We start from the raw sequence: 21230 nt of genomic DNA on the forward strand, positions 1-21230 counted from the left end.
AACCTCGGCCTTGTCCGCACCCTCGTCGGAGGCCTTGTCGGCGGCCTCGTCATCCGCGCCGCCATCGGTGGCTGCGTCCGTGTCTGCTTCTGCGGCGTCGTCCGCCACATCAGCCGTGTCCGCGCTCGATGCGGCCGGTTCGTCCGCGGTCGCGTCGGCAGAACTCGTCCCGCGCCCGCCCCTCTCTTCCGCCGGCGCGGGCGTGGCGCTCTCCGCGACCGCCCCGGGCTTCTCGGCGTCGTCGGCGTCCTCGGCAGCGCCTGCGGCATCGCCGTCACCCTTCCCCACCCACGCAGCCACCGCCGCACGCAGCCGCACGTCGCCCTCCTCGGGCTCGGGGGACCCGGACGGCGTGGAGGCCGCCTCAGAGGCCTCGGAGCCGTTCTCCGTGCCCTCGGCGTCCTCGGCGCGCTCCGCGTCATCGCCGGTCCCGTCCGGCTTCGTACGGAAGACCGCCGTCGCCGTGTCCTGCTTGCCGCCGGACTCCGCAAGGGAGGCCTGTTCATGGAAGACGGCGAGCCGCGGATCGCGTTCGCTCCGAGCCGTTCCCGACGACTTCTGCTGCTCCGACCTGTCGGGGGACTCGCCCGCCACCGATGCCTCCTCCGTGCGCTGCGGGGTCGCCCCCGCGCTGTCCGAACCATCTACCAGTGTCCTGTGTGAACCCTCGGCCGCACTGCCAGACGAGAACGACATACCTACCAGTTCCCGTACGAAGCACCCAGGCGCTCTCGACAGACCAATGTGAGAGGGGTCACCCTGTCATTCATCCACGCGGGGAGGCATGGATGGGCAGGAGCCGCAGAACAATTCCGGAGGAGCTTCTGCTGCTCGCTCTGGACCCGACCACGGGTACCACAGCGCAGCCGCAGTCGCTCGACCTCGGCCTCGCCGGAGCTCAGCTAGTGGAGCTGGCTCTGGCAGGACGGATAGCCCCTGACGGGGATCGTATCGCCGTGGTGATGCCACGGCCGACAGGAGATCCGACACTGGACTCCGCACTGGAACTGCTGCGCCGACGCGGCAGCCCGGTTCGGGCCGTCCACTGGATCGGCGGACCCCGACTGGGGTTGCGCCAGACCTACCTCTCGCATCTGGAGCGGTGCGGCATGGTGCATGCCGTGGCGGGCCAGATGTGCGGGGTGCTGCCGACAACTCGCTACCAGGCGACGGACACGGCGATCAGCCGGGAGATCAGATCCCGGCTGGACAGTGCGATCCGCACCGGTGTACCGCCGGACCCGCGGACCGCGGCGCTCGCCGCACTGGCCCACGCGGTCGGACTCGGCAAGCACCTCTACCCCGGGAACGAGGGGCGCTCATCGCGCTCCCGGCTCCGGGACCTGATCAGACACGACCCGATGGGCGGTCTCGTGGCGCACGCCGTGATGGACGTCCAGAACGGGGCGATCGTCCAGCCGCGCCGCAACCAGGCGGCGGGAGGGCCGTTGCAACCGCAAGTGCAGTCGCAGTCCCGTCGCGACAGCATGGTGCACACGGCCGCCCACTAGGGCAGCCCGCACCACCGCACCGAATACCGCCGCGCCGACGTCCCCAAGACCCGGTTCGGGAGCCGCACCACGCGCGGGGCAGCCGGTCCACCGGCTGCCCCGCGCGCCTGCGTGTGGCCATTTCCCAGCGCAACCGGCCCCACGGGTGGCAATCTGCTGAGCAGTAGATACGCACAGCTACACAGCCGGAGGTGCCGTTTCCGTGCCGTCCAACGTCAATCCCACCGTCAGGCGACGCCGGTTGGGCCAGGAATTGCGCCGACTGCGCGAAGTCAAGGGCATGACGGCCGAGGAGGTGGCGGAGCGACTGCTGGTCTCGCAGTCGAAGATCAGCCGCCTGGAGAACGGCCGCCGTTCGATCAGCCAGCGTGACGTCCGTGATCTCTGCGGAGTGTACGAGGTCGAGGACCACCGGATCGTCGACTCGCTCATGCAGATGGCCAAGGACTCCCGCCAGCAGGGCTGGTGGCACGCCTTCGGCGACATCCCGTACAGCGTCTACATCGGCCTGGAGACCGACGCAGCAAGCCTGCGGGTATATGAGTCGCTGATCGTTCCGGGCCTGTTGCAGACCCGCGAGTACGCCCAGGCCGTCATCGAAGGGATGTGGCCCGAGGCAACGCCCAGCGAGATCGACAAGCGCATTCAGATCCGTCTCAAGCGTCAGGATCGCCTGAAGGACCCGGTCAACCCGCTCCGCTTCTGGGCAGTGATCGACGAGGCGCTGCTACGACGGGTCGTCGGCAATCGACAGATCATGACGGACCAGCTCCGGCATCTTGAGCAGCTCAGCGAACAGCCACACGTCACGCTGCAGGTACTGCCGTATGACGTGGGCGCGCATCCGGGCATGTACGGAAAGTTCGCGCTCCTTGAGTTTCAGGACGCGATGGACGGCAGCGTCGTCTATCTCGAGGGGGTCACAAGCGACCTCTACTTGGAGAAGGCCAACGACGTTCAGAGCTATGCCGTGATGTACGAGCATCTGCGAGCAAAGGCTCTGAGCGCCGAACGGTCCCGGGAGTTCATTCGCCGAGTGGCAGACGATTGTGACTCGTGACCTAAGAGCTCGGGAAGAGGCGGGCAGTGTACGCTTGTGTGGCCTGAGCTGAATAGACCTCGATGGAATTTGCCATCCGAATGAGTGAACACCCCCTGCCTTCAGTGATGTTGCAGCGTAGCGTCGCTCGCTGAGGCGTTGCACTCACCGGGCCGGGCACACAGCCCGGACAATTGGCACAACCATCGGAGTCACTATGCTGATCCGGCAAGACTGGCTGACGGAATGGACCAAATCCTCATACTCCGCAGTGAATGGGGATTGCGTCGAGGTCAAGACAGGAAGTCACCGCACAGTCGCGGTACGCGATTCAAAGGACCCCGGCAGCGGGGTTCTCGACTTCACCGCAGAGACGTGGTCGGCGTTCATCGGTGACATCAGCCGGACTTCGCCGCGTGGCGCCTGACTGAGGCCGAACCACAAATACATAGAACACAGCCTGAATCAAGCCCTCTCGACTTGCCCGCCGTCCTAGCCGAGAGGGCTTGTTACTGCCCTGATTTCCTACTGCCCATCAAGCAGGCCACGCGTTCGCACCGTGACGGGGTCGCCCTCTCCGAGCACCCGCTCACACAGCGGCAGATTGTACAGGGCCAAGTCCTGGGACTCTGCCAGGTCACCAGCCGCAGCAAGGGATGTTGCCAACCCTGTTCGATTCGCCAGCAGATACGGATGCTCCGGGCCGAATGACCGTTCTTGACCGGCTACCACCTGACGTGCGAACGAGATGGATTCTGCCAACAGCCCACGCTCGCCGAGGATCCAGCTCAGCAGAACCATGGCTGACAGTGTCCACGGGTGATCTGCACCATGCAGGGACCGGCGGTCCGATAGAGCCCGTCGAGAGACTGCCTCCGCCTGCTCCCACCGCCTGAATCGAAACAGTCCGTAAGCGAAATTGTGGCGTGCAGTCACCGTGGTGAAGGAGCCGCTTCCAAGAATTTGCTCACATGTCGACACCGTGGTCGGCCCGATTCTGTCGAATTCCTCGACCTCATCGGAGGTTGCCAAGTACTCGATGAGGAGTGCTCGGACATGGAGCGTGTCCGGGTGGGTGTCGCCCAAGGTCCGTGTATGGATCTCTTCTGTTTGCCGCAGCGTGGCCACGCACTCCTCAAGCCGGTTCAACTGCCCGAGGGGTTCGTGAATGTCTTGGCGGCTCTTGAGGGTTTCCCGGTCCTCCGGCCCCAGTACTCGTTCTCTGGCGTCCAGCACCTGCCGGTGCAAGGCCTCGGACTCCGCGAACCGGCCGAGCCTGAACAGCGCCATGGCAGCTCGATGACGTGCGCGGAGGGTCGCCGGATGATCCGGCCCCAGCAAGTGCTCCGCGGTCTCCGAGGCAGTTTGGGCCAGAAACAGAGCGGCGGGATAGTCCCCGCTATCGAATACGAGGCCGGCCAGACGCGTCGCAACATCGACCACTCCTGGAGCGATACTGGTGTCCTGCACGCGCCGGAGAAGCTTCGCGGCGTGCGGAACGAGACGTCGAACGCGACCTACTGACGTCGCCCCATCGATCTTCTCAGGGGCCTCCCGATCAAGCAGGATGCCTGCGGACGCAACGAGGAGCTGGCGCTGATCATCAGGGGCTGCGGCCGCCACGCTGTCCAGCAAGACACCGTGTGCCTTGACACAACGCACCGCCTCGCCGCTTTCCTCGGAATCCACGAGGGCAACCATCGAATGGTTCAGAAGGCCCCGAAGAGCGACTTCGACTCTTTGCCCAAGCAATGGCGGATCAGCAGAGTTGAGGTTCGTAGCATCAACGGCTTCCGGGAGGATCAGGGAGAGCGGCAGCGGATCCGATCCCCAACAGGACAACAGACGTAGGAGAGTTAGACATTCCGGCGATCCATCCCCTGCCAGAGCAGTCAGCGAGATCTCCCAGGTTCTTCCCACGAGTCCCCGTGCGTTCTTCTCCGAGTCACCCGATGCGGCCCCGCGGTCGATGAGTTCTGTGGGGTTGTCGTCCAAGTGTTGGCGATAGTCGTTCATGGACCACCTCTCCAGGAGCTGATGAGACAGGAAGGATCCGGCCAGGGTCAGAGCCAGGGGCAGGCAGTCAAGTCTGCGTGCCACAGTCTCGGCCTCTGCGGCCGTCCCGGCCCGCGGAGCCAGATCACGCAACACCTCCGCGGCATCCTTCACGGGCAGAACGTCCACGCTGTGAAGTTCTGCTCCGTTCCATACGTGCGAGCCCACCTGTCGAGTGGTCACGATGACCGTGCCCTGAGAACTCGGCCGTAGCCACGAACCTTCCCCGAGCGCAGCGGGATCATCCGCGTTGTCCAGAACCAGAACCCACGGCTGGGAGGAGTGATGCAGGTAGTGCCACACGAGATCGGCCGAGGCACGCTGGCCGTCGTGGGCGGCAGCCAGCTCTACTGATTCCGCTCCACGATCAGCGGCCACAGCAAGCATCCCCGCACGGAGTGTTGATCGTTCGGAGGCGTTGACCCACAGGCCGAGGCGCTGCCCTCGGCGTACGACCAAGTTGAACACCGCGTGAGCCACGGCCGTCTTCCCGCAACCGCCCAGGCCATGGAGTACGTGAACCCCACCCGTTTCGCTCTCCGTCGCTTCCGTCAGTCTGCGCATGAGATCTGTCCGGTCGCGCAGGACCGCGGGAGTTCGCCCGACGAGCGGAGTGCGGACCGAATCCGGCGCCGGCCAAAATTGTGGCTCGGGGCTGGACTGCACGCGTACGACGGTTCGTCGCATGGTCGGGCCGAAGAGAGATGAAGGCTCGCCCGGAGCATAGTGGTGATGATGCTCCGTTACGTACTGATCGCGTGTTGCCTGATAGACGCGCCCCTGCTCCGATGCTCGGCCATGCACCGTAAGTTCTCGATCTCCTCCGCCCTCACTCACCGCTCGGTGATGTGTTGGTCACGGCCGGCCTGATATACACGTCCGCTCCCCGACGCCTCGGCGCGCATCTGCACTGTGACCGCCCCGCGCTCCTGCAGGGAGGGCTCCAACTCGGCAAGGATCTGTCTCAAATCCGCCGCCGCCTCCGGCCGCTCACTCAGGAGACGCCGTACCCGCCCAGTCCACTCCTCGCGCAGTTCCTGCTCGGTGAGTTCGTCCCCGCTCTCCCTGGCCGAGAGCAGTTCGTCCCGCGCGGCCTCCAACTCGTCCTCGACCCCGTCGGCGCGAGACGGGCTGACCCGCCGCCACAGAGCGCCGACGCCGTCTCGCGTCCTCTCCCACGCGTCCGTGGCCATGAGCGTGACCACGGTGGTCCCAGCAGCCCGCGCAAGGTCGATCAACTGCGCTTCCATTCACGCCCCCACTACGCCAACACTCGTCAGAACTGCGTCGAACGACCACGATAGGTGTGACGCTGAGTGCTGTCAGGTGGATACCGGTGCGGACAAGACATGATGTGTGAGGCTCCAGCACCCCGTCTCAGCGCAACTGATCCACGTACCTGTCCGTGCCGGGCACGGTCGGGATGAACGGCGCGACCAGCTCGACCCGCCCCAGGCCGGATTCCGCGACCGCCGCGTCGAACCCGGTGAAGTGCTCCGTCCAGCACTCCCGCGAATCCTCCTGAAGGAACCAGAGCAGGGTCAGCCGGGTGTCCAGACCCTCGACCTGCGATGCGCTGAAGGGGCGGGTGTCTCGGTCTCATCCGCGTGGGTAGCGGGTGAGCCAGCCCGGGGCGGCAGCCGACGGGCTGTGGAGCGCCGGTCCCTGCGTCATCTCCATCGCGAAGTCGTCGGCGAGTTCCAGGAGAGTGGCCCGGCCCTCCAGTTCGGCGAGCCAGGCGGGCGGCAGCGCGGTCTCGCCGTGCAGCACACCGAGCAGTACCCCGCAGAGCGCCCCGGTGGCCGCGGACGGTCCGCTGTGGTTCACCGCGAGCCGCAGCCCGTGCCGAATGTCCTCGCCGACCAGTGCGCAGTACACGGCGACGGCGAGGACCTCCTCGGCGGAATCCGTGTCGCCCAGCGCCTCGATGAGAGCCGGGCCCGGAATGCCCTGGCGCACGGAACCGAGTGCCTGCTGCAGGGCGTCGGTGACCTGTTCGTGGCCGGGGCGCTCGGCGAGCAGCGCGAGGGCCTGCTGGACGGAGCCGTCCAGCGTCTCGCCGCGGGCGAGCCCGTGCACCACGACGGCGAGGGCGCCCGCGGAGAGCAGGGCGGTGGGGTGGCCGTGGGTCTGGGCGGCGCATTCGACGGCCAGTTGCAGGACGAGCTGGGGTTCCCAGCCCACCAGCAGTCCGAAGGGGGCGGAGCGGGTGAGGGCCGCCGAGTCGCGCGCGGCCGGGTTCTTGGGCTGGTCGAGGGTGCCCATGGTCGTGTCGCCGAAGCCGTTGAGGCATTCGCGGGTGGGGGCGCGGCGGGCGTAGAGCCACTCCTCCTGGGCGAGCCAGCCGTTCTCCTTGCGCCGCTCGTCCGGACCCCAGTCGCTCTGGGTGGCGGCCCACCGCAGATGGGCACGGTGCACATCGGTGGGCGGGTGCCAGGCGCCGGTGTCGCGGCGGACCTGGGCGCGGATCAGCCCATCGACGGTGAACAGGGTGAGCTGGGTGACGGCGGTGACCGCACCGCGTCTGCCGTAAACGGCCACGAAGTCGGTGACGGCTTCGGCGCCATGGGCCGCGCGGATCTCTTCGAGAGAGAGCCCGCTGACGGCCGCGCCGAGCGCGTCGCCGATGGCACCGCCCAGCAGACAGCCGCGTACCCGGCTACGGAAGTCCTGCTGTTCGGTGCGGCCCCAGATGGCTGTGGCTCCTGTGCTCACCGCGCCCCTTCCCCGTCCGCGTACGACTGCGCAGCACTGTAATCGAACGGGAACGGCTGGTTCGGGGCCGGAACGGTATGTACGAAGTGCCTCCGGCGGTCACTTTTGAACAGCTACCTCCGGGGATTTCCGTACCGCGGGACAACCATCACCCATGGGCCGTAGCGGCTCTATAGTGAATCTATGGCTACTACGACCATCCAGGTGCCGAAAGAGACGCGCGACCATCTCGCCCAGCTGGCCAAGGAGCGCGGGCTGAGCCTGGGCCAGCTCGTCGACCAGCTGGCCGCCCAGCAGCCCACCGCAGCTCAGATCGCCGAGCGGGTCGCCACCACCCGCAGGGTGCTGCGTGAGCGCATGGGCTGCACGCTGACCGACGAGGAGTTCGAACAGGGGCCGGACGTCCTCGCCAATGTGTACGCAATGGCTGCCGAGAAAATGCACGCCCGGCGAGGCACCGCCGCGTGATCATCCTCGACACGAGCGCGGTGTCGGCACTTGGGCAGGGGCATCGCGCCCTGCACCTCCTCGCCGGCAACGTCGCCGCCACCCCGGGTGACTGGCTGCACGTCCCCGCTCTGTGCCTGATGCGGGCGGAGACAGCCGACAAGGACCTCGCTCGCAACGTGCTCGCGCTCCCCGGCATCCTGGTCGATCCGCTCGACCGGACGGCAGCCGCCACGGTCGGCGGAATGGTCCGCGACGGCTGGGGCGGCCCTGACACCTGCCATGCGCTGTACATCGCGACACCCCACCAGGAGAGCGGCGGCATGTCGATCATCCTGACCGGACGCGAGACCGACTACCCACCCGGCATCCTCACCGTCGACATCGACTCACCCGGCATGCTCGGCTTCCACTGAACCCCGGTCCCGCCGCAGGACAACCGCACCCCCGGCTGCGCACGCCTTGCTGCGGCAATCCGGCCCGGTGACTCGTGGGCGAGGCCCGGACTGCCCGGCCGGCGAACGCGGCCGGGCAGCGGGCAGACGGCTCAGTCCGGCAGCACCGGCAGCAGCTCCGGGAGGTGTCCGTCGGACGTGGCTGCCGACCGCTGCCGCTCCTCGGGGACTTCCCCGTACAGCGTCGTACGCGGCTTCGCCGGCCGGCCCGCCAGTTCGGCGATGGCGACCAGGTCCTGGATCGAGCGGTACGAGCCGTAACTCGACCCCGCCATCCGGGAGATGGTCTCCTCCATCAGCGTGCCGCCCAGGTCGTTCGCACCGGAGCGGAGCATTTCGGCCGCCCCCTCCGTGCCGAGCTTGACCCAGCTGGTCTGGATGTTGGTGATGTGCGGGTGCAGCAGGAGCCGGGCCATGGCGGTGACGGCCCGGTTGTCACGGTCGGTCGGGCCCGGGCGGGCGATGCCCGCGAGGTAGACCGGTGCGTTGGTGTGGATGAACGGCAGCGTCACGAACTCCGTGAAACCACCGGTCTCCTGCTGGAGGTCGGCCAGGGTCCGCAGATGGCCGAGCCAGTGGCGGGGCTGGTCGACGTGCCCGTACATCATGGTCGAGGAGGAGCGCAGCCCCACCTCGTGGGCCGTCCTGATGACGTCCAGCCAGGTCGCCGTCGGCAGCTTCCCCTTGGTGAGGACCCAGCGGACCTCGTCGTCCAGGATCTCCGCCGCCGTGCCCGGGATCGAGTCGAGCCCGGCCTCCTTCGCGGCGGTCAGCCAGTCGCGGATGGACATGCCGGTGCGGGTCGCGCCGTTGACGACCTCCATCGGGGAGAAGGCGTGCACATGCATGCCGGGGACGCGTTCCTTCACCGCCCGCGCGATGTCGAAGTACGCCGTGCCGGGCAGGTCCGGGTGGATGCCGCCCTGCATGCAGACCTCGACGGCGCCGACGTCCCACGCCTGCGCGGCCCGGTCGGCGACCTGGTCCAGGGAGAGCGTGTACGCGTCGGCGTCGGTGCGACGCTGGGCGAAGGCGCAGAACCGGCAGCCGGTGTAGCAGACGTTGGTGAAGTTGATGTTCCTGGTGACGATGTACGTGACGTCGTCGCCGACCACGTCACGGCGCAGCGTGTCCGCGATCCGGCAGAGTTCGTCGAGTGCCGGGCCGTCCGCGTGGAGCAGGGCGAGGGCCTGGTCGTCGGTGAGCTTCGTCGGGTCGTCGGCGGCCCGGCCGAGCGCGGCCTTCACGTCGGTGTCGATCCTGGACGGGACCATGCCGGGGGCGGCGGCCTCGCGCAGTGCCTCCCAGTCCCCGTAGACCTCGTCGAAGTCGTCGCGGCGGTCGCCGGTGCGGCCCTCGGTGTCGATGGTGCGGTGCAGATCGGTGCGGCCGGAGGCGTTGAACCCCTCGTCGGGCTCCTGCCACGGCAGACCGGCGGGGAACGCCCCTTCCTTCGCCAGACCGGTCTCCGGGTCGGCGAGCGCCCGGACGTGCGGGAGGAGGCGGGGGTCGAGCCAGGGCTCGCCGCGCTGGATGAACTCCGGGTAAATGGTGAGCCGTTCACGGAGCTCGAAGCCCGACTCGGCTGTCTTCGCGGCGAGTTCGTCGATGTGCGGCCATGGACGTTCGGGGTTCACATGGTCCGGGGTGAGCGGTGAGACGCCGCCCCAGTCGTCGATCCCGGCGCCGATGAGCAGTGCGTACTCCGCGTCGACGAGGTTCGGCGGGGCCTGGATGCGGGCGGACGGGCCGAGGATGTGCCGGGCCACGGCGATGGCGGCGGCCAGTTCCTCCAGTTCGGCGTCCGGCATCCCGCGCATCGCCGTGTCCGGCTTGGCGCGGAAGTTCTGGACGATGACCTCCTGGACGCCGTGGTAGGCGCGGGCGGTCTTGCGCAGTTCGAAGAGGGAGTCGGCGCGCTCCTCGTACGACTCGCCGATCCCGATCAGGATGCCGGTCGTGAACGGGACGTTGGACCGGCCCGCGTCCTCCAGCACCCGCAGCCGTACCGCCGGCTCCTTGTCCGGGGAACCGTGGTGCGGACCGCCCGGCTCGGACCACAGGCGGGTGGCCGTCGTCTCCAGCATCATGCCCATGGACGGGGCGACGGGCTTGAGGCGCTGGAGGTCGGTCCAGGTCAGTACGCCGGGGTTGAGGTGCGGAAGGAGTCCGGTCTCTTCGAGTACCCGGATCGCCATGGCCCGTACGTAGGCGAGGGTGTCGGCGTATCCCTCGGCCTCCAGCCACTCCCGCGCCTCGGGCCAGCGGTCCTCGGGGCGGTCGCCGAGCGTGAACAGTGCTTCCTTGCAGCCCATGGCCGCGCCCTTGCGGGCGATGTCCAGCACCTCGTCGGGCGACAGGAACATCCCGTGCCCGGCCTTGCGGAGCTTGCCGGGGACGGTGACGAAGGTGCAGTAGTGGCACTTGTCGCGACAGAGCCGGGTCAGCGGGATGAAGACCTTGCGCGAGTACGTGATGACGCCCGGCCGGCCCGCGGCATCGAGGCCCGCGTCCCGCACCCGGGCGGCGGACGCGGCAAGGTCCGTCAGATCGTCGCCGCGCGCCTGGAGCAGGACGGCGGCCTCGGTCACATCGAGGGCGACACCGTCACGGGCCCGTTTGAGCGCGCGCCGCATGGAGTTGGTGGTCGGGCGTCCGCGCTGAGGATCGGTCATGAACCGAGCATACGAGCGAGACTCCCGCCCCGGGCCGGGGCGTCCACCCCGTCACCTGCTACAGGCGACGGCGCCCATCCAGCCTGGTCGACGTCCACCCAGCGTTGTCGACGCCCATCCAGCCTGGTCGACGTCCACCCAGCGTGGTCGACGCCCATCCAGCATGGGCCGGCGCCCACCCAGCCCGTCCGGCGCTCGAGGACGGAACCGTCGCCGGGGTTTCCGGCCGCCCATCAGGGCCGGTGCGCGCCGGACCGTGGGCGGGTTTCGCCGGCGCGAGGCGCCACAGGCTTCCGGCTCGCCGGAGCAGGGGTTCCGTCCTCAAACGCCGGACGGGCCCGGGTGGCCGGTGTCCGTCCGGACGGGCATCGGTGTCCAGTAACGACCCGGACGGGCATCGGTGTCCAGTGACCGCCCGGACGGGCATCGGTGGCCGGACTACTCCGACCGGTCCGAGCGGAGCGACAGGTTCAGGCGCTCGCTCGCCAACCGCATGTGCTCGGCCATCGCCGCATCGGCCCCCTCGGGATCACCCGCCCGGATCGCATCCAGCACCGCCCCGTGCTCATGCAGCGTCCCGCTCGCCGTGCCCTCGATGTCGCCCGCCCGCTCCATCCAGACCTGGAGCAGCGCCCGGATGGAGTGCAGGATGTCGCTCAGCACCGTGTTGCGGGCGATGTTCGCGGTCTCCAGGTGGAACGCGATGTCGGCGTCGATGAACGCCTTGACGTCCGTCCCCGCCTCCCGCATCCGCGCCAGATGCCCTTCGAGGCGTTCGACGTCCGCCGGCTCCGCCCGTTCCGCGGCGAGCCGCGCGGACATGCCCTCCATGAACGTACGGACCTCCACGAGGTCCTGCGTACGGCGCTGACCGAGCATCAGGCCCCAGTTGACCGCCCGCGGCAGGAACTCCGACGTGCCGTCGCGCACGTACGACCCCGAGCCCGGCCGGATCTCGATGATGCCGAGCACGTCCAGTGCGGAGAGCGCGCCCCGGACGCTGGACCGGGCGACGCCGAGCGCCTCGGCGAGCTGCCGTTCGGCGGGCAGTCGGGTGCCTGGCTTCAGGTTGCCCTCGGAGAGGTGGTCGAGGAGCCGCTTGGCCACCTCGCTGACCGAGGACTCGCGTACGACGGGGCGCAGGAGCGAGGTGAAATCGGGCGCTTCGGGCTGGGTGGACACGTCGTCCAGTACATCAGACGTCGCCCGATGTTCACGGGCCGGGCGGACCATATCGCGCTCAACGCTCCTTGCGCAGTGCTCGTCGGAGCGACGTACGTCACTTTGGTTAATTGGTGACCAATTTTCTTTTCACGTCTAGCGTGTGAGCTGTTCGCCGGTCGGAACCGCCGCGGCTACTGCCGCCGCCGCCCGCTGCCGACAGTGACCAGAGCCGGACAAAGCGGTCCGGGAAGCGAGGAGTCTCCATGGGCGCCACTGCGCATTCAGTCGAGAGATCAGCCGTCGAGAGATCGACGATCAAGAAGGTCTCGATCCGGCTCGTCCCCTTCGTGGCCCTGATGTTCTTCGTGAACTATCTGGACCGGACGGCCGTGTCCTTCGCCGAGCCGAACGGCATGGGCCAGGACCTCGCGCTCACGGCGGCCCAGTTCGGCTTCGCCTCGGGCGTCTTCTTCATCGGCTACATCATTCTCGAAGTGCCGAGCAACATGGCTCTGCACAAGTTCGGCGCCCGCCGCTGGCTCGCCAGGATCATGGTCTCCTGGGGCATCGTCGCCCTGCTCTTCACCTGGGTGCAGAACAGCGAGCAGCTGTACACGCTCCGCTTCCTGCTCGGTGTCGCCGAGGCCGGATTCTTCCCCGGCGCGATCCTCTTCCTGAGCCAGTGGGTGCCGTCCCGGCACCGTACGAAGGTGCTCGGCCTCTTCTACCTGGCCCAGCCGCTGACCACCGTGATCGGCGCCCCGCTGGCCGGCTGGTTCATCAACCAGCACGGGCTGTTCGGCCTCGAGGGCTGGCGCGTGATGTTCCTCGGCGTGTCCGTCCCCGCGATCCTGCTGGGCGTCATCGCCTGGTTCTACCTGATCGACAAGCCGGCCGACGCGAAGTGGCTGACCACCCCGGAGAAGGAGTGGCTGACCGCCGAGCTGGCCGCCGAGAACGCCACGAAGACCGGCGCCGACGAGAAGTCCGGGCACGGGCGCGAGGCGCTGAAGGCCGCGTTCACCAACAGCCGTGTCTGGACCCTTGCGCTCATCTACTTCGGTTTCATCTACGGCCTCTACGCCCTCGCCTTCTTCCTGCCGACGATCATCAACGGCTTCCAGGATCAGTTCGACACCTCGTTCAGCGTCATGGACAAGGCCCTGATCACGGCGATCCCATATCTCCCGGCCGCGGTAGTCCTCTTCTTCTGGTCACGTCACGCCACCAGGCACGGCGTCGGCACGTGGCACATCGCCGGCCCGGCCGTCGTGGGCGGCATCTCCATCCCGATCGCCCTCTACATGGGCTCGCCCGCCGCGACGGTCGCCGTCATCACCGTGACGGCGTGTGCGATCTTCGCCGCGCTGCCGGTCTTCTGGTCCGTGCCGTCCCAGTTCCTGACCGGCGCCGCCGCCGCGGCCGGTATCGCCCTGATCAACACCGTGGGCAATGTGGCCGGATTCGCCGCCGGGTACGTCACCGGCTGGCTGAAGGACTTCAGCGGCGCCTACTACCTGCCGCTGTTCCTGGTCGGCGCCTTCATGCTCATGTCCGCCGCACTGATGCTGTGGCTCGCCGGCCGGTCCAAGGGCCGCGAAGCGGGCCAGGGCCGGTCCCTCGTTGAGGCCCACTGATGACCCGCCTGTTCAACGACCCCGCCGCCTTCGCCGACGAGGCACTCGAAGGGTTCGTCGCCGCCCACCCCCACCGGGTCCGCCAGGTCCCAGGCGGGGTGGTCCGGGCCACTCGCACCGCCCCCGGCCAGGTCGCGGTCGTCGTGGGTGGCGGATCCGGCCACTACCCGGCCTTCTCCGGCCTGGTCGGCCAGGGCCTCGCGCACGGCGCCGCGGTCGGCAATGTCTTCGCCTCGCCCTCCGCGCACCAGGTGCGGCAGGTCGCGAAGGCCGCGCAGACCGGCGGTGGCGTCCTTCTCGCGTACGGGAACTACGCGGGCGACGTCCTGCACTTCGGGCAGGCGGCCGGGCAGCTGACCGCCGAGGGCATACCCGCCCGGACGCTCGGCGTCACCGACGACATATCGAGCGCCTCCGCGGCCGAGGCGCACAAGCGCCGCGGGGTCGCGGGCGACCTGGTGGTCTTCAAGGCGGCCGCGGCCGCCGCCGAGGCGGGACATGATCTCGCCGAGGTGACCCGGATCGCCGAGCTGGCCAATGCCCGCACGCGTTCCTTCGGTGTCGCGTTCTCCGGCTGCACGCTGCCGGGCGCGGACCATCCGCTGTTCACCGTCCCCGAGGACCGGATGGCAGTCGGGCTCGGCATCCACGGCGAGCCGGGCATGGGCGAGCAGCCGGTCCCGAGCGCGGACGAGGCCGCCGAGCTGCTGGTGAGCACGGTGCTGGGTGAGCTGCCGGAGGGTGTCGACTCCCCGCGCGGGCAGCGGGCCGCCGTCATTCTCAACGGCCTCGGCTCGGTGAAGTACGAGGAACTGTTCGTCGTCTACCGCCGGGTCGCCCAGCTGCTTCGTGAAGCCGGTGTGGAGGCGGTCGACCCCGAGGTCGGCGAGCTGGTGACCAGCTTCGACATGGCGGGCGTCTCGCTCACCCTGTGCTGGCTGACGGACGAACTGGAACCGTTGTGGACGGCTCCGGCGGATGCCCCCGCGTACCGCAAGGGCACGGTCGAGGCGGCGGACCTGATCGCCGAAAGTCCTGCCGAGCAGGCCGTCGAGGAGCCGGTCCCGGCCGCCACCGAGGAGTCCCGCGCCGCCGCCCGTACCGTCCTCGCCGCCCTGTGCACCCTGAAGTCCACCGTCGACACGCACGCCGACGAACTCGGCCGGATCGACGCGGTCGCCGGTGACGGTGATCACGGCATCGGCATGCAGCGCGGATCCACGGGTGCCTACGAGGCAGCCGTCCGCGCGGAACAGCTCGGCGCCGGTGCCGAAACGCTCCTGCACCGGGCCGCCGACGCCTGGGCCGACAAGGCGGGCGGCACCTCGGGCGCCCTGTGGGGCGTCATCCTCCGCGCCCTCGGCACCGCCCTCGGCGACACCGGCCGGCCCACCGCCCCCGTGGTCGCCGCCGGAGTCGCGGAGGCGGCGGCGGGCGTCATGCGCCTGGGCGGGGCGGAGGTCGGCGACAAGACGATGGTCGACGTCCTCGTCCCGTTCGCCGAGGCGCTGGCCACCGCCACCGCCGACGGGCAACCGCTGTCCACCGCCTGGGACACGGCGGCGAGCACCGCGGCCGCCGCCGCAACCGCCACCGCCGACCTGCTGCCCCGCATGGGCCGGGCCCGCCCGCACGCCGAGAAGAGCCTCGGCACCCCGGACGCCGGGGCGCACTCCCTCGCCCTGATCGTCCGCGCCGTCCACCCCGTTCTCGCACCCACCCTGGAGATCCGCTGATGTCCGACAAGCTCCGTATCGTCGTCGGTTCCGACGACGCCGGTTACACGTACAAGGAAGCCCTCAAGAAGGACCTGGAGGCCAGCGACCTCGTCGTCACCGTCACCGATGTGGGTGTCGACGCCGACGGACACACCGCCTACCCGAAGGTGGCCATCGCCGCCGCCGAGATGGTCGCCCGCGGCGAGGCGGACCGCGCCCTGCTGATCTGCGGCACCGGCCTCGGTGTCGCCATCGCCGCCAACAAGGTCAAGGGCATCCGCGCGGTCACCGCCCACGACTCGTTCTCCGTCGAGCGCGCGGTCCTCTCCAACAACGCCCAGGTCCTCACGTTCGGGCAGCGCGTCGTCGGTCTGGAACTGGCCCGCCGGCTGGCCGCCGAGTGGCTGACGTACCGCTTCGACGAGACGTCCGCGTCCGCCGCCAAGGTCGCCCTCATGCGGGACTACGAGAACCAGCAGGAAGCGGCAGCCTGATGCCCGCCGCTTCCACCGCTCCGGCGCCGGTCACGATCGGGGTGAGCCTGAAGATGTACTTCGGCCACCACCAGACCCTGAACTGGGCACGCCGGATCGCCGACACCGCCGCCCGGCACCCGGCCGTGACGACCGGCGCCGCCGAACTGTTCGTGCTGCCCGCGTTCCCCGCGCTCGTCCCCGTCACCGGCATCCTCGCCGGCACGGGGGTGCGGACCGGGGCGCAGGACCTGGCGACCGAGGACACCGGCCCCTACACCGGCGAGGTCAGCGGCGCCCATCTCAAGGAGATCGGCGCGAGCTACGCCGAGGTCGGCCACGCCGAACGCCGACGGCTCTTCGGCGAGGGCGACACGGTGGTCGCGGCCAAGACGGCCGCCGCCCTGCGCAACGGCCTCACACCGGTCCTGTGCGTCGGTGAACTCGACCCGGTCTCCTCCGGCGAGGCGGCCGCACGCACGGTCGCCGAGGCAGAGCGAGTCCTGGCCACGGCAGCCCATGACGGCGCCCCGGCCCCGGTCGTCCTCGCGTACGAACCGCAGTGGGCGATCGGCGCCCCCGAACCGGCGTCGTCCGACCACATCCGTACCGTCTGCGCGGCCCTGGCCGACTGGCTGTCCACGCAGCCCGCCCTCGCCGGCAGCAGGGTCATCTACGGCGGCAGCGCGGGCCCAGGGCTGCTCACCGAACTCGGCACCGGGGTCGGCGGTCTCTTCCTCGGCCGGTTCGCCCACGACCCGGCGGCGGTGGAACGCATCCTCGACGAGGCCCTGGCCCTGCACGCCGACTCGTCGGCAGGAGCGGCCTGATGGCCTACGGACTGAGCACCTACGCCTTCTTCTGGCGGATCTCCGAGCGCGCCCCGCAGCCGCTCACCGTGCACGACATGCTCGCGCGGACCCGTGACCTGGGCGGCGAGGTCTTCCAGATCTGCGACTACCCGCTGATCGAGACGTTCGACGACGCGCAGCTGGACGCGGTACGCGCCGCGGCGGCGGAGTACGGCATCACGCTGGAACTCGGCACCCGGGGGGTGCGCCCCGCCCACCTCGCCACGTATCTCCGTATCGCGCAGCGCCTGGGCGTCACCCTGGTCCGCTCGATGATGAACACGGCCGACCACCGGCCGACCGTGCCGGAGGCGACGGCCCTGCTCCGCGAGGCCGTCCCCGGCTACGCGGCGGCGGGCGTGACGCTCGGCCTGGAGACGTACGAACAGGTCTCCACCGACGACCTGCTGTCCGTCGTACGCGGCGTCGACAGCCCGTACCTCGGCGTCGTCCTCGACCCGGGCAACAGCGTCGCCCGGCTCGAACGCCCGGTGGACGTCGTCGACGCCACCGCGCCCTACGTGGTGAACATCCACGTCAAGGACTTCTCGTTCTCCCGCCGCGACGGCTGGGTCGGCTTCACGTTCGCCGGCTGCCTCCTCGGCGAGGGCCTCCTCGACTACGGCCACATGATCGACAAGGTCCGGCCGGCCGAGAAGGGCATCAACCAGATCGTGGAGCACTGGCTCCCCTGGCAGGGCGACTTCACCGAGACCGCCCGCCTGGAGGACCAGTGGACCCGGCACAGCATCAACACCCTTATGAGGAGCAAGTAATGGCCACCGAAACCACGACCGCATCCACCACCGTTGCCGTCATCGGGGCCGCCGGCAAGATGGGCCAGCGCGTCTCCAACAACCTGGTCAAGAGCGACTTCACCACCCTCTTCGCCGAGAACTCGCCGAAGGGCCAGGAGCTGATCCGCGAGCTCGGCCGCGAACTGACCGACGGTGCCGAGGCGGCCGCCCGGGCCGATGTCGTCATCCTCGCCGTGCCGGACGTCGTCCTGGGCAAGGTCTCCGAGCAGCTCGTCCCGGTCATGAAGCCGGGCGCGGTCCTGCTGACGCTGGACCCGGCCGCCGCGTACGCGGGTCTGCTGACCCGCCGCGCCGACGTCCACAACGCGGTGGCGCACCCCTGCCACCCGTCGGTGTTCCTGGAGCGCACGACGAAGGAGGAGTGGGCCGACACGTTCGGCGGCATCGCCGCCCCGCAGGAGGTCGTCGCCTCCTTCGAGCCCGCCGCCGAGGCCGCCGACCCGAAGGCCCAGGAGCTGGCCGATGCGGTCATCTCCACGATGTACGCCCCGGTCGTCGAGGTCCACTGGGTGACGGTCAAGCAGCTCGCGGTCCTGGAGCCGACCCTCGTCGAGACGATCGCCTGCATGGTCGGCGCGCTCCTGACCGAGGCGCTGCACGAGACCGTCCACACGGTGGGCGTCCCGGAGAAGGCGGCCCGCGCGATGCTGCTCGGCCACACCCAGGTGGCACTGGCCAACACCCTCAAGGGCTCCAACCCGTTCTCCGACGCGTGCCTGATCGCGATGGACTACGGCCGTGAGTCGATCGTCCGCGACGACTGGAAGAACGTCTTCAACGACGACGAGCTCGACAAGGTCATCACGCGGATGCTCAAGATCAAGGAGATCAAGCGCTGACCCGGCGCCTGCCGGTACCGGTACGGGCCGGGCACCCCGCCACGGACGGGGCGCCCGGCCCGTCCGCGTATCGGCGGGCGGCCGTCGGCTTGAGCTCCTGGACATCGTGCGGAGGCCGGCCGCAATGCGTAGCCCGCCGCGCGGAGCTGGTTGAAGCCGACAAGGCGGGCGTTCGCCGGCTCACGGTCCACGGGAAAGGCCGTGGCCTGGTCACCGGGAAGCGGCCGGGACGTCGATGCCGGCTGTCGGCTCGTCTGCGGCCTTTGCCGCCGGGTGCGCCTTGGTGAGGGTGCAGACGCCGTCCACACACTGGCGTTCCAGACGGCCGCGGGAAATGGTCTGCGTCAGGCCGACCATCCAGCAGGTGGGACAGCCGCGGAAGGCGATCAGGGCCAACGGGGCCGCCAGCAGGGTGGCCGGGCCGGCAACGGGCACCAGACCGATCGAGCCGATGATCAGCCCGAAGCCGATGGCGCCGCGCGCCAGGTGGCGCGGGACGGACTTGCTGGCGAAGTTCGTCGCGGGCGCCGCGGACTGTGCGGTGGCCCGGGCCTTGGCCCCCTGCGCGGGCTTCAAGGTGTTCACGGTCATGAGTCTCCTCCGACTGGTTGGTCGGCTTGATCGGTCACTGTCAGTGAGTGACGCAGTGTTGCGCGCGCTCTGTGCAGCCGCGATTTCATCGCCGCGTTGCTCAGACCGAGCGAATGGGCGACGGTCTTGCCAGGCAGGCCCTGTACGTCCCGCATGATCAGGACCTGCCGCTGGTCACCGGGAAGGGCACAGACCGCAGCCGCGATCCGCTCCACCTCCAGCCGGTGCAGCACCGCGTCCTCGGCGGACGGTTCCGCGGACGCCTCCGGTTCGGCCGACGCATCGTCGCTCCGTGAGACGAGCAGCCGTACCTGCCGGAGGCATTCGTTGCGCACAATCCGGAACATCCATGAGGCAAGCGCGCCAGTGGCCCGCAAAGTGCCGATCTTCCGGTAGAGGATGATCAGCGCCTCCTGCGCCGCGTCCTCCGCGTCCTGCGGTGAGGCGCACAGCGATATGGCGAACTTGCGCACATGGGGCTGTGATTTCATGACGACGGTGGTGAGCGAAGTGACGTCGCCGTCCTGAGCAGCCTTGATCAGCCGCTCGTCCGGCCAGGGGAAGCGTTGGTTCATGCGCTACTCATATTCGGAAGGCGCTCCGTGCGCAGGCGCTGGTCAGCTTCGGCTCTTGTAACGCCGCATCAGGTGCCGGCTGCACGCGCCCACGAGCAGGGCTCCGATGACTACGAGGCCAGTGACCATCATTGATGTTCCCTCCCGGTTCTGCCGGCCTGCTCGGCCGGTACACAGATAAGAGGCGGGGAGGTCCGGAAAGGATTCACCTCCCCGCGCTGTTGCAACTCGTGATCTCGGATTGATGCCGATCAGGTGAGGTTCAGGAGGTCGAGCGGGCGGCGGAAGCCCGTGCGCTGATTCTCCGGGCGGCGGCCACGTGCCGTCGCGGACGACGCGGGCGGCTCCGGCGACGGATCCGTCCCGGCAGACATGCCCCGACGCACATCCCACCGGAGACCGCGCAATGACCGCTCAACAGCCCCTCACGTACCACTCGTTCGTCGCACTCGCCGCGGCCGACCCGGCCGTCGTCGGCCTCGTCCTCAAGGGATCCCACGCCCATGACGGCATGGCGACCGAGCACTCCGACCATGACCTCCACGTCGTCGTCGCCGATGGTGCCGCGACCGATCTCGTCCGGTTCGCCGGCCACCGCACAGCCGAACTCGACCTCGTCGTCCTCCCGCTCGCCGACTGTGCTGGACGCATGGGGCGAGGACCTGGAGCTCATGCGACCGCGGTAGCGGGGCTCACCCGCGGGGCTTCGGCCAGTCCTGGGTGTCCGCCCATGCGGCGTACGAGGTCCAGGGGACAGTGGGGAACTGCGCGCGCAGCGCCTCCAGGTCCACCTGGTAACCGGTGCTCTCCAGGAAGCTGTACATGGCGAACATGTCGGGGTTGACGTTGCGCAGATCCTCCAGTGCCGTCTGCCGGAACACGACCGTGCCGCCCGCGGCCCGTCCGATCTCCTCGGCCATCCGGACGGGCGTGGGGTCGTCGCCCGCCACTTCGATCCGCTGCCCGATCCACCGGTCCGGATCGGCCACGACCGCGGCCACGACCCGGCCCAGATCCTGCCGCGCCACCTGCTGGAGAGGGGTGTCGCCGGAGAGCGGCATGGTGAGGAGGCCGGCGGCGACCTCGTCCAGCGCGCCCAGCGCGTTGTCGTAGAAGTAGGTCGGTGCCACCACCGTCGCCGGAAGTCCTGAGCCGGCCAGCAACTCCTCGGTCCTGGCCTTGGTCTCGAAGTGCGGTACGCCGGTGCCGCGGTCCGCACTGGCGACGGAGGCCAGCACCAGATGCGGCAGTGCGGCGGCCTCGGCGGCCCGTACGATCGCCGCGCCCTGGGCCACCTCCGCGTCCAGACCGTCCTGGAACGGCGTGGTCACGGCGAACGCGGCCGTCGTGCCCCTGAACGCCTCGGCGAGCGAGTCCGCGTCGAACAGATCCCCGGGAACGACCTCCGCTCCGGCCACCGCCAGCGCCCTGGCCCGCCCGCTGCGGGGATCACGCACCACGGCGCGCACGGCGCGCCCCGCCTCCAGCAGGGCGGCGGCCACCGCACCGCCCTGGCCACCGGTCGCTCCGAGTACCGCGATGGACATGGCTTCTCCCTGATCGTCGACGGACATGGGTCCATGCTTACCAGCAGTGGCCGCGCCTGCCACCGGGAGGACCCCGGGCGGCGTCGGCCCTGTCTCGTGTCCGCCTCAATGATGACCGGC

The 21230-nt window shown here is 69.4% G+C and carries 19 protein-coding genes and 3 pseudogenes; 12 read left to right on the forward strand and 10 right to left on the reverse strand.

Going from position 1 to position 21230, the window contains the following annotated elements; translation table 11 throughout:
* A pseudogene (locus tag AB0I23_RS34515) lies at window positions 1–594 on the reverse strand (D-alanyl-D-alanine carboxypeptidase); the annotation flags it as partial.
* A 194-nt stretch (window positions 595–788) separates the two neighbouring features.
* On the opposite strand from AB0I23_RS34515, the gene AB0I23_RS34520 reads away from it, so the two are divergent.
* From AB0I23_RS34520 to AB0I23_RS34530, 3 genes are all read left to right on the forward strand, one after another.
* Window positions 789–1511 carry a GOLPH3/VPS74 family protein gene (locus AB0I23_RS34520; RefSeq protein ID WP_037699872.1) on the forward strand — a complete coding sequence of 241 codons (723 nt, stop codon included), beginning with the start codon at window positions 789–791 and terminating at the stop codon, window positions 1509–1511.
* 202 nt (window positions 1512–1713) lie between these two features.
* On the forward strand, window positions 1714–2571 hold the full coding sequence (locus tag AB0I23_RS34525) for a helix-turn-helix domain-containing protein (RefSeq protein WP_359115541.1): 858 nt from the start codon (window positions 1714–1716) through the stop codon (window positions 2569–2571).
* Between the two features lie 196 nt (window positions 2572–2767).
* Window positions 2768–2977: a DUF397 domain-containing protein gene (locus tag AB0I23_RS34530; RefSeq protein ID WP_359115544.1), complete on the forward strand. Its 210-nt coding sequence runs from the start codon at window positions 2768–2770 to the stop codon at window positions 2975–2977.
* A gap of 98 nt (window positions 2978–3075) precedes the next feature.
* Here AB0I23_RS34530 and AB0I23_RS34535 read toward each other — a convergent pair whose 3' ends face one another.
* From AB0I23_RS34535 to AB0I23_RS34550, 4 genes and pseudogenes are all read right to left on the reverse strand, one after another.
* Window positions 3076–5442, reverse strand: coding sequence for a tetratricopeptide repeat protein (locus tag AB0I23_RS34535; RefSeq protein WP_359115546.1), 2367 nt, complete (start codon window positions 5440–5442; stop codon window positions 3076–3078).
* The gene (locus AB0I23_RS34540) at window positions 5439–5855 is read right to left on the reverse strand and encodes a hypothetical protein (protein WP_359115549.1); all 417 of its coding nucleotides are present in this window, start codon (window positions 5853–5855) and stop codon (window positions 5439–5441) included. Before AB0I23_RS34540 ends, AB0I23_RS34535 begins: the two co-directional genes overlap by 4 nt.
* Window positions 5856–5982: 127 nt before the next feature.
* Window positions 5983–6174: pseudogene (locus AB0I23_RS34545) on the reverse strand (hypothetical protein); the annotation flags it as partial.
* Between the two features lie 30 nt (window positions 6175–6204).
* Window positions 6205–7320, reverse strand: coding sequence for an ADP-ribosylglycohydrolase family protein (locus tag AB0I23_RS34550; protein ID WP_359115551.1), 1116 nt, complete (start codon window positions 7318–7320; stop codon window positions 6205–6207).
* 183 nt (window positions 7321–7503) lie between these two features.
* Between AB0I23_RS34550 and AB0I23_RS34555 the strand changes: the two genes are divergently transcribed.
* Both AB0I23_RS34555 and AB0I23_RS34560 read left to right on the forward strand, forming a co-directional pair.
* Window positions 7504–7788, forward strand: a complete 285-nt coding sequence (locus AB0I23_RS34555; protein WP_359115554.1) for a hypothetical protein — start codon at window positions 7504–7506, stop codon at window positions 7786–7788.
* Window positions 7785–8183: a hypothetical protein gene (locus AB0I23_RS34560; RefSeq protein WP_359115557.1), complete on the forward strand. Its 399-nt coding sequence runs from the start codon at window positions 7785–7787 to the stop codon at window positions 8181–8183. The genes AB0I23_RS34555 and AB0I23_RS34560 overlap by 4 nt, the downstream gene beginning before the upstream one ends.
* Before the next feature lie 131 nt (window positions 8184–8314).
* On the opposite strand, the gene AB0I23_RS34565 is transcribed toward AB0I23_RS34560, so the two are convergent.
* Both AB0I23_RS34565 and AB0I23_RS34570 read right to left on the reverse strand, forming a co-directional pair.
* Window positions 8315–10897, reverse strand: a complete 2583-nt coding sequence (locus tag AB0I23_RS34565; RefSeq protein WP_359115560.1) for a bifunctional FO biosynthesis protein CofGH — start codon at window positions 10895–10897, stop codon at window positions 8315–8317.
* Between the two features lie 438 nt (window positions 10898–11335).
* Window positions 11336–12079: a FadR/GntR family transcriptional regulator gene (locus AB0I23_RS34570; RefSeq protein ID WP_359115563.1), complete on the reverse strand. Its 744-nt coding sequence runs from the start codon at window positions 12077–12079 to the stop codon at window positions 11336–11338.
* A 245-nt stretch (window positions 12080–12324) separates the two neighbouring features.
* Between AB0I23_RS34570 and AB0I23_RS34575 the strand changes: the two genes are divergently transcribed.
* Genes AB0I23_RS34575 through AB0I23_RS34600 form a run of 6 tightly spaced genes read left to right on the forward strand, consistent with a single transcriptional unit; the run spans window position 12325 to window position 18397 of the window.
* On the forward strand, window positions 12325–13698 hold the full coding sequence (locus AB0I23_RS34575; protein ID WP_359115566.1) for an MFS transporter: 1374 nt from the start codon (window positions 12325–12327) through the stop codon (window positions 13696–13698).
* A complete protein-coding gene (locus AB0I23_RS34580) occupies window positions 13698–15434 on the forward strand; it encodes a dihydroxyacetone kinase family protein (RefSeq protein ID WP_359115568.1) in 1737 nt (578 codons plus the stop codon). The genes AB0I23_RS34575 and AB0I23_RS34580 overlap by 1 nt, the downstream gene beginning before the upstream one ends.
* Window positions 15434–15910 (forward strand): ribose-5-phosphate isomerase, encoded by a 477-nt coding sequence (locus tag AB0I23_RS34585; protein ID WP_359115571.1) that lies wholly within the window; start codon window positions 15434–15436, stop codon window positions 15908–15910. Before AB0I23_RS34580 ends, AB0I23_RS34585 begins: the two co-directional genes overlap by 1 nt.
* Complete coding sequence (locus AB0I23_RS34590) at window positions 15910–16719, forward strand: triose-phosphate isomerase family protein (RefSeq protein ID WP_359115573.1); 810 nt, start codon at window positions 15910–15912, stop codon at window positions 16717–16719. Before AB0I23_RS34585 ends, AB0I23_RS34590 begins: the two co-directional genes overlap by 1 nt.
* Window positions 16719–17516 carry a sugar phosphate isomerase/epimerase family protein gene (locus AB0I23_RS34595; protein ID WP_359115575.1) on the forward strand — a complete coding sequence of 266 codons (798 nt, stop codon included), beginning with the start codon at window positions 16719–16721 and terminating at the stop codon, window positions 17514–17516. The genes AB0I23_RS34590 and AB0I23_RS34595 overlap by 1 nt, the downstream gene beginning before the upstream one ends.
* A complete protein-coding gene (locus AB0I23_RS34600; RefSeq protein WP_359115577.1) occupies window positions 17516–18397 on the forward strand; it encodes a phosphogluconate dehydrogenase C-terminal domain-containing protein in 882 nt (293 codons plus the stop codon). The genes AB0I23_RS34595 and AB0I23_RS34600 overlap by 1 nt, the downstream gene beginning before the upstream one ends.
* A gap of 210 nt (window positions 18398–18607) precedes the next feature.
* Here AB0I23_RS34600 and AB0I23_RS34605 read toward each other — a convergent pair whose 3' ends face one another.
* Both AB0I23_RS34605 and AB0I23_RS34610 read right to left on the reverse strand, forming a co-directional pair.
* Complete coding sequence (locus tag AB0I23_RS34605) at window positions 18608–18988, reverse strand: hypothetical protein (RefSeq protein ID WP_359115579.1); 381 nt, start codon at window positions 18986–18988, stop codon at window positions 18608–18610.
* Entirely contained in the window at window positions 18985–19563 is a 579-nt protein-coding gene (locus AB0I23_RS34610; RefSeq protein WP_359115581.1) for an RNA polymerase sigma factor, read from the reverse strand. Before AB0I23_RS34610 ends, AB0I23_RS34605 begins: the two co-directional genes overlap by 4 nt.
* A gap of 406 nt (window positions 19564–19969) precedes the next feature.
* Between AB0I23_RS34610 and AB0I23_RS34615 the strand changes: the two are divergent.
* Window positions 19970–20209: pseudogene (locus tag AB0I23_RS34615) on the forward strand (hypothetical protein); the annotation flags it as partial.
* Between the two features lie 46 nt (window positions 20210–20255).
* Here the strand turns inward: AB0I23_RS34615 and AB0I23_RS34620 are convergent.
* Complete coding sequence (locus AB0I23_RS34620) at window positions 20256–21110, reverse strand: NmrA family NAD(P)-binding protein (RefSeq protein ID WP_359115586.1); 855 nt, start codon at window positions 21108–21110, stop codon at window positions 20256–20258.
* Window positions 21111–21230: the final 120 nt, after the last annotated feature.

Origin of the sequence: Streptomyces atratus (assembly GCF_040655115.1) — a bacterium.
Taxonomy (GTDB): domain Bacteria; phylum Actinomycetota; class Actinomycetes; order Streptomycetales; family Streptomycetaceae; genus Streptomyces; species Streptomyces atratus_D.

What these genes read in the sequence shown, in the direction of transcription:
- AB0I23_RS34520 (WP_037699872.1), top strand. Translation starts at nt 789, where the DNA reads ATGGGCAGGAGCCGCAGAACAATTCCGGAGGAGCTTCTGCTGCTCGCT.
- AB0I23_RS34530 (WP_359115544.1), top strand. Translation starts at nt 2,768, where the DNA reads ATGCTGATCCGGCAAGACTGGCTGACGGAATGGACCAAATCCTCATAC.
- AB0I23_RS34540 (WP_359115549.1), bottom strand. Translation starts at nt 5,855, where the DNA reads ATGGAAGCGCAGTTGATCGACCTTGCGCGGGCTGCTGGGACCACCGTG.
- AB0I23_RS34555 (WP_359115554.1), top strand. Translation starts at nt 7,504, where the DNA reads ATGGCTACTACGACCATCCAGGTGCCGAAAGAGACGCGCGACCATCTC.
- AB0I23_RS34565 (WP_359115560.1), bottom strand. Translation starts at nt 10,897, where the DNA reads ATGACCGATCCTCAGCGCGGACGCCCGACCACCAACTCCATGCGGCGC.
- AB0I23_RS34575 (WP_359115566.1), top strand. Translation starts at nt 12,325, where the DNA reads ATGGGCGCCACTGCGCATTCAGTCGAGAGATCAGCCGTCGAGAGATCG.
- AB0I23_RS34580 (WP_359115568.1), top strand. Translation starts at nt 13,698, where the DNA reads ATGACCCGCCTGTTCAACGACCCCGCCGCCTTCGCCGACGAGGCACTC.
- AB0I23_RS34585 (WP_359115571.1), top strand. Translation starts at nt 15,434, where the DNA reads ATGTCCGACAAGCTCCGTATCGTCGTCGGTTCCGACGACGCCGGTTAC.
- AB0I23_RS34590 (WP_359115573.1), top strand. Translation starts at nt 15,910, where the DNA reads ATGCCCGCCGCTTCCACCGCTCCGGCGCCGGTCACGATCGGGGTGAGC.
- AB0I23_RS34595 (WP_359115575.1), top strand. Translation starts at nt 16,719, where the DNA reads ATGGCCTACGGACTGAGCACCTACGCCTTCTTCTGGCGGATCTCCGAG.
- AB0I23_RS34600 (WP_359115577.1), top strand. Translation starts at nt 17,516, where the DNA reads ATGGCCACCGAAACCACGACCGCATCCACCACCGTTGCCGTCATCGGG.
- AB0I23_RS34605 (WP_359115579.1), bottom strand. Translation starts at nt 18,988, where the DNA reads ATGACCGTGAACACCTTGAAGCCCGCGCAGGGGGCCAAGGCCCGGGCC.
- AB0I23_RS34610 (WP_359115581.1), bottom strand. Translation starts at nt 19,563, where the DNA reads ATGAACCAACGCTTCCCCTGGCCGGACGAGCGGCTGATCAAGGCTGCT.
- AB0I23_RS34620 (WP_359115586.1), bottom strand. Translation starts at nt 21,110, where the DNA reads ATGTCCATCGCGGTACTCGGAGCGACCGGTGGCCAGGGCGGTGCGGTG.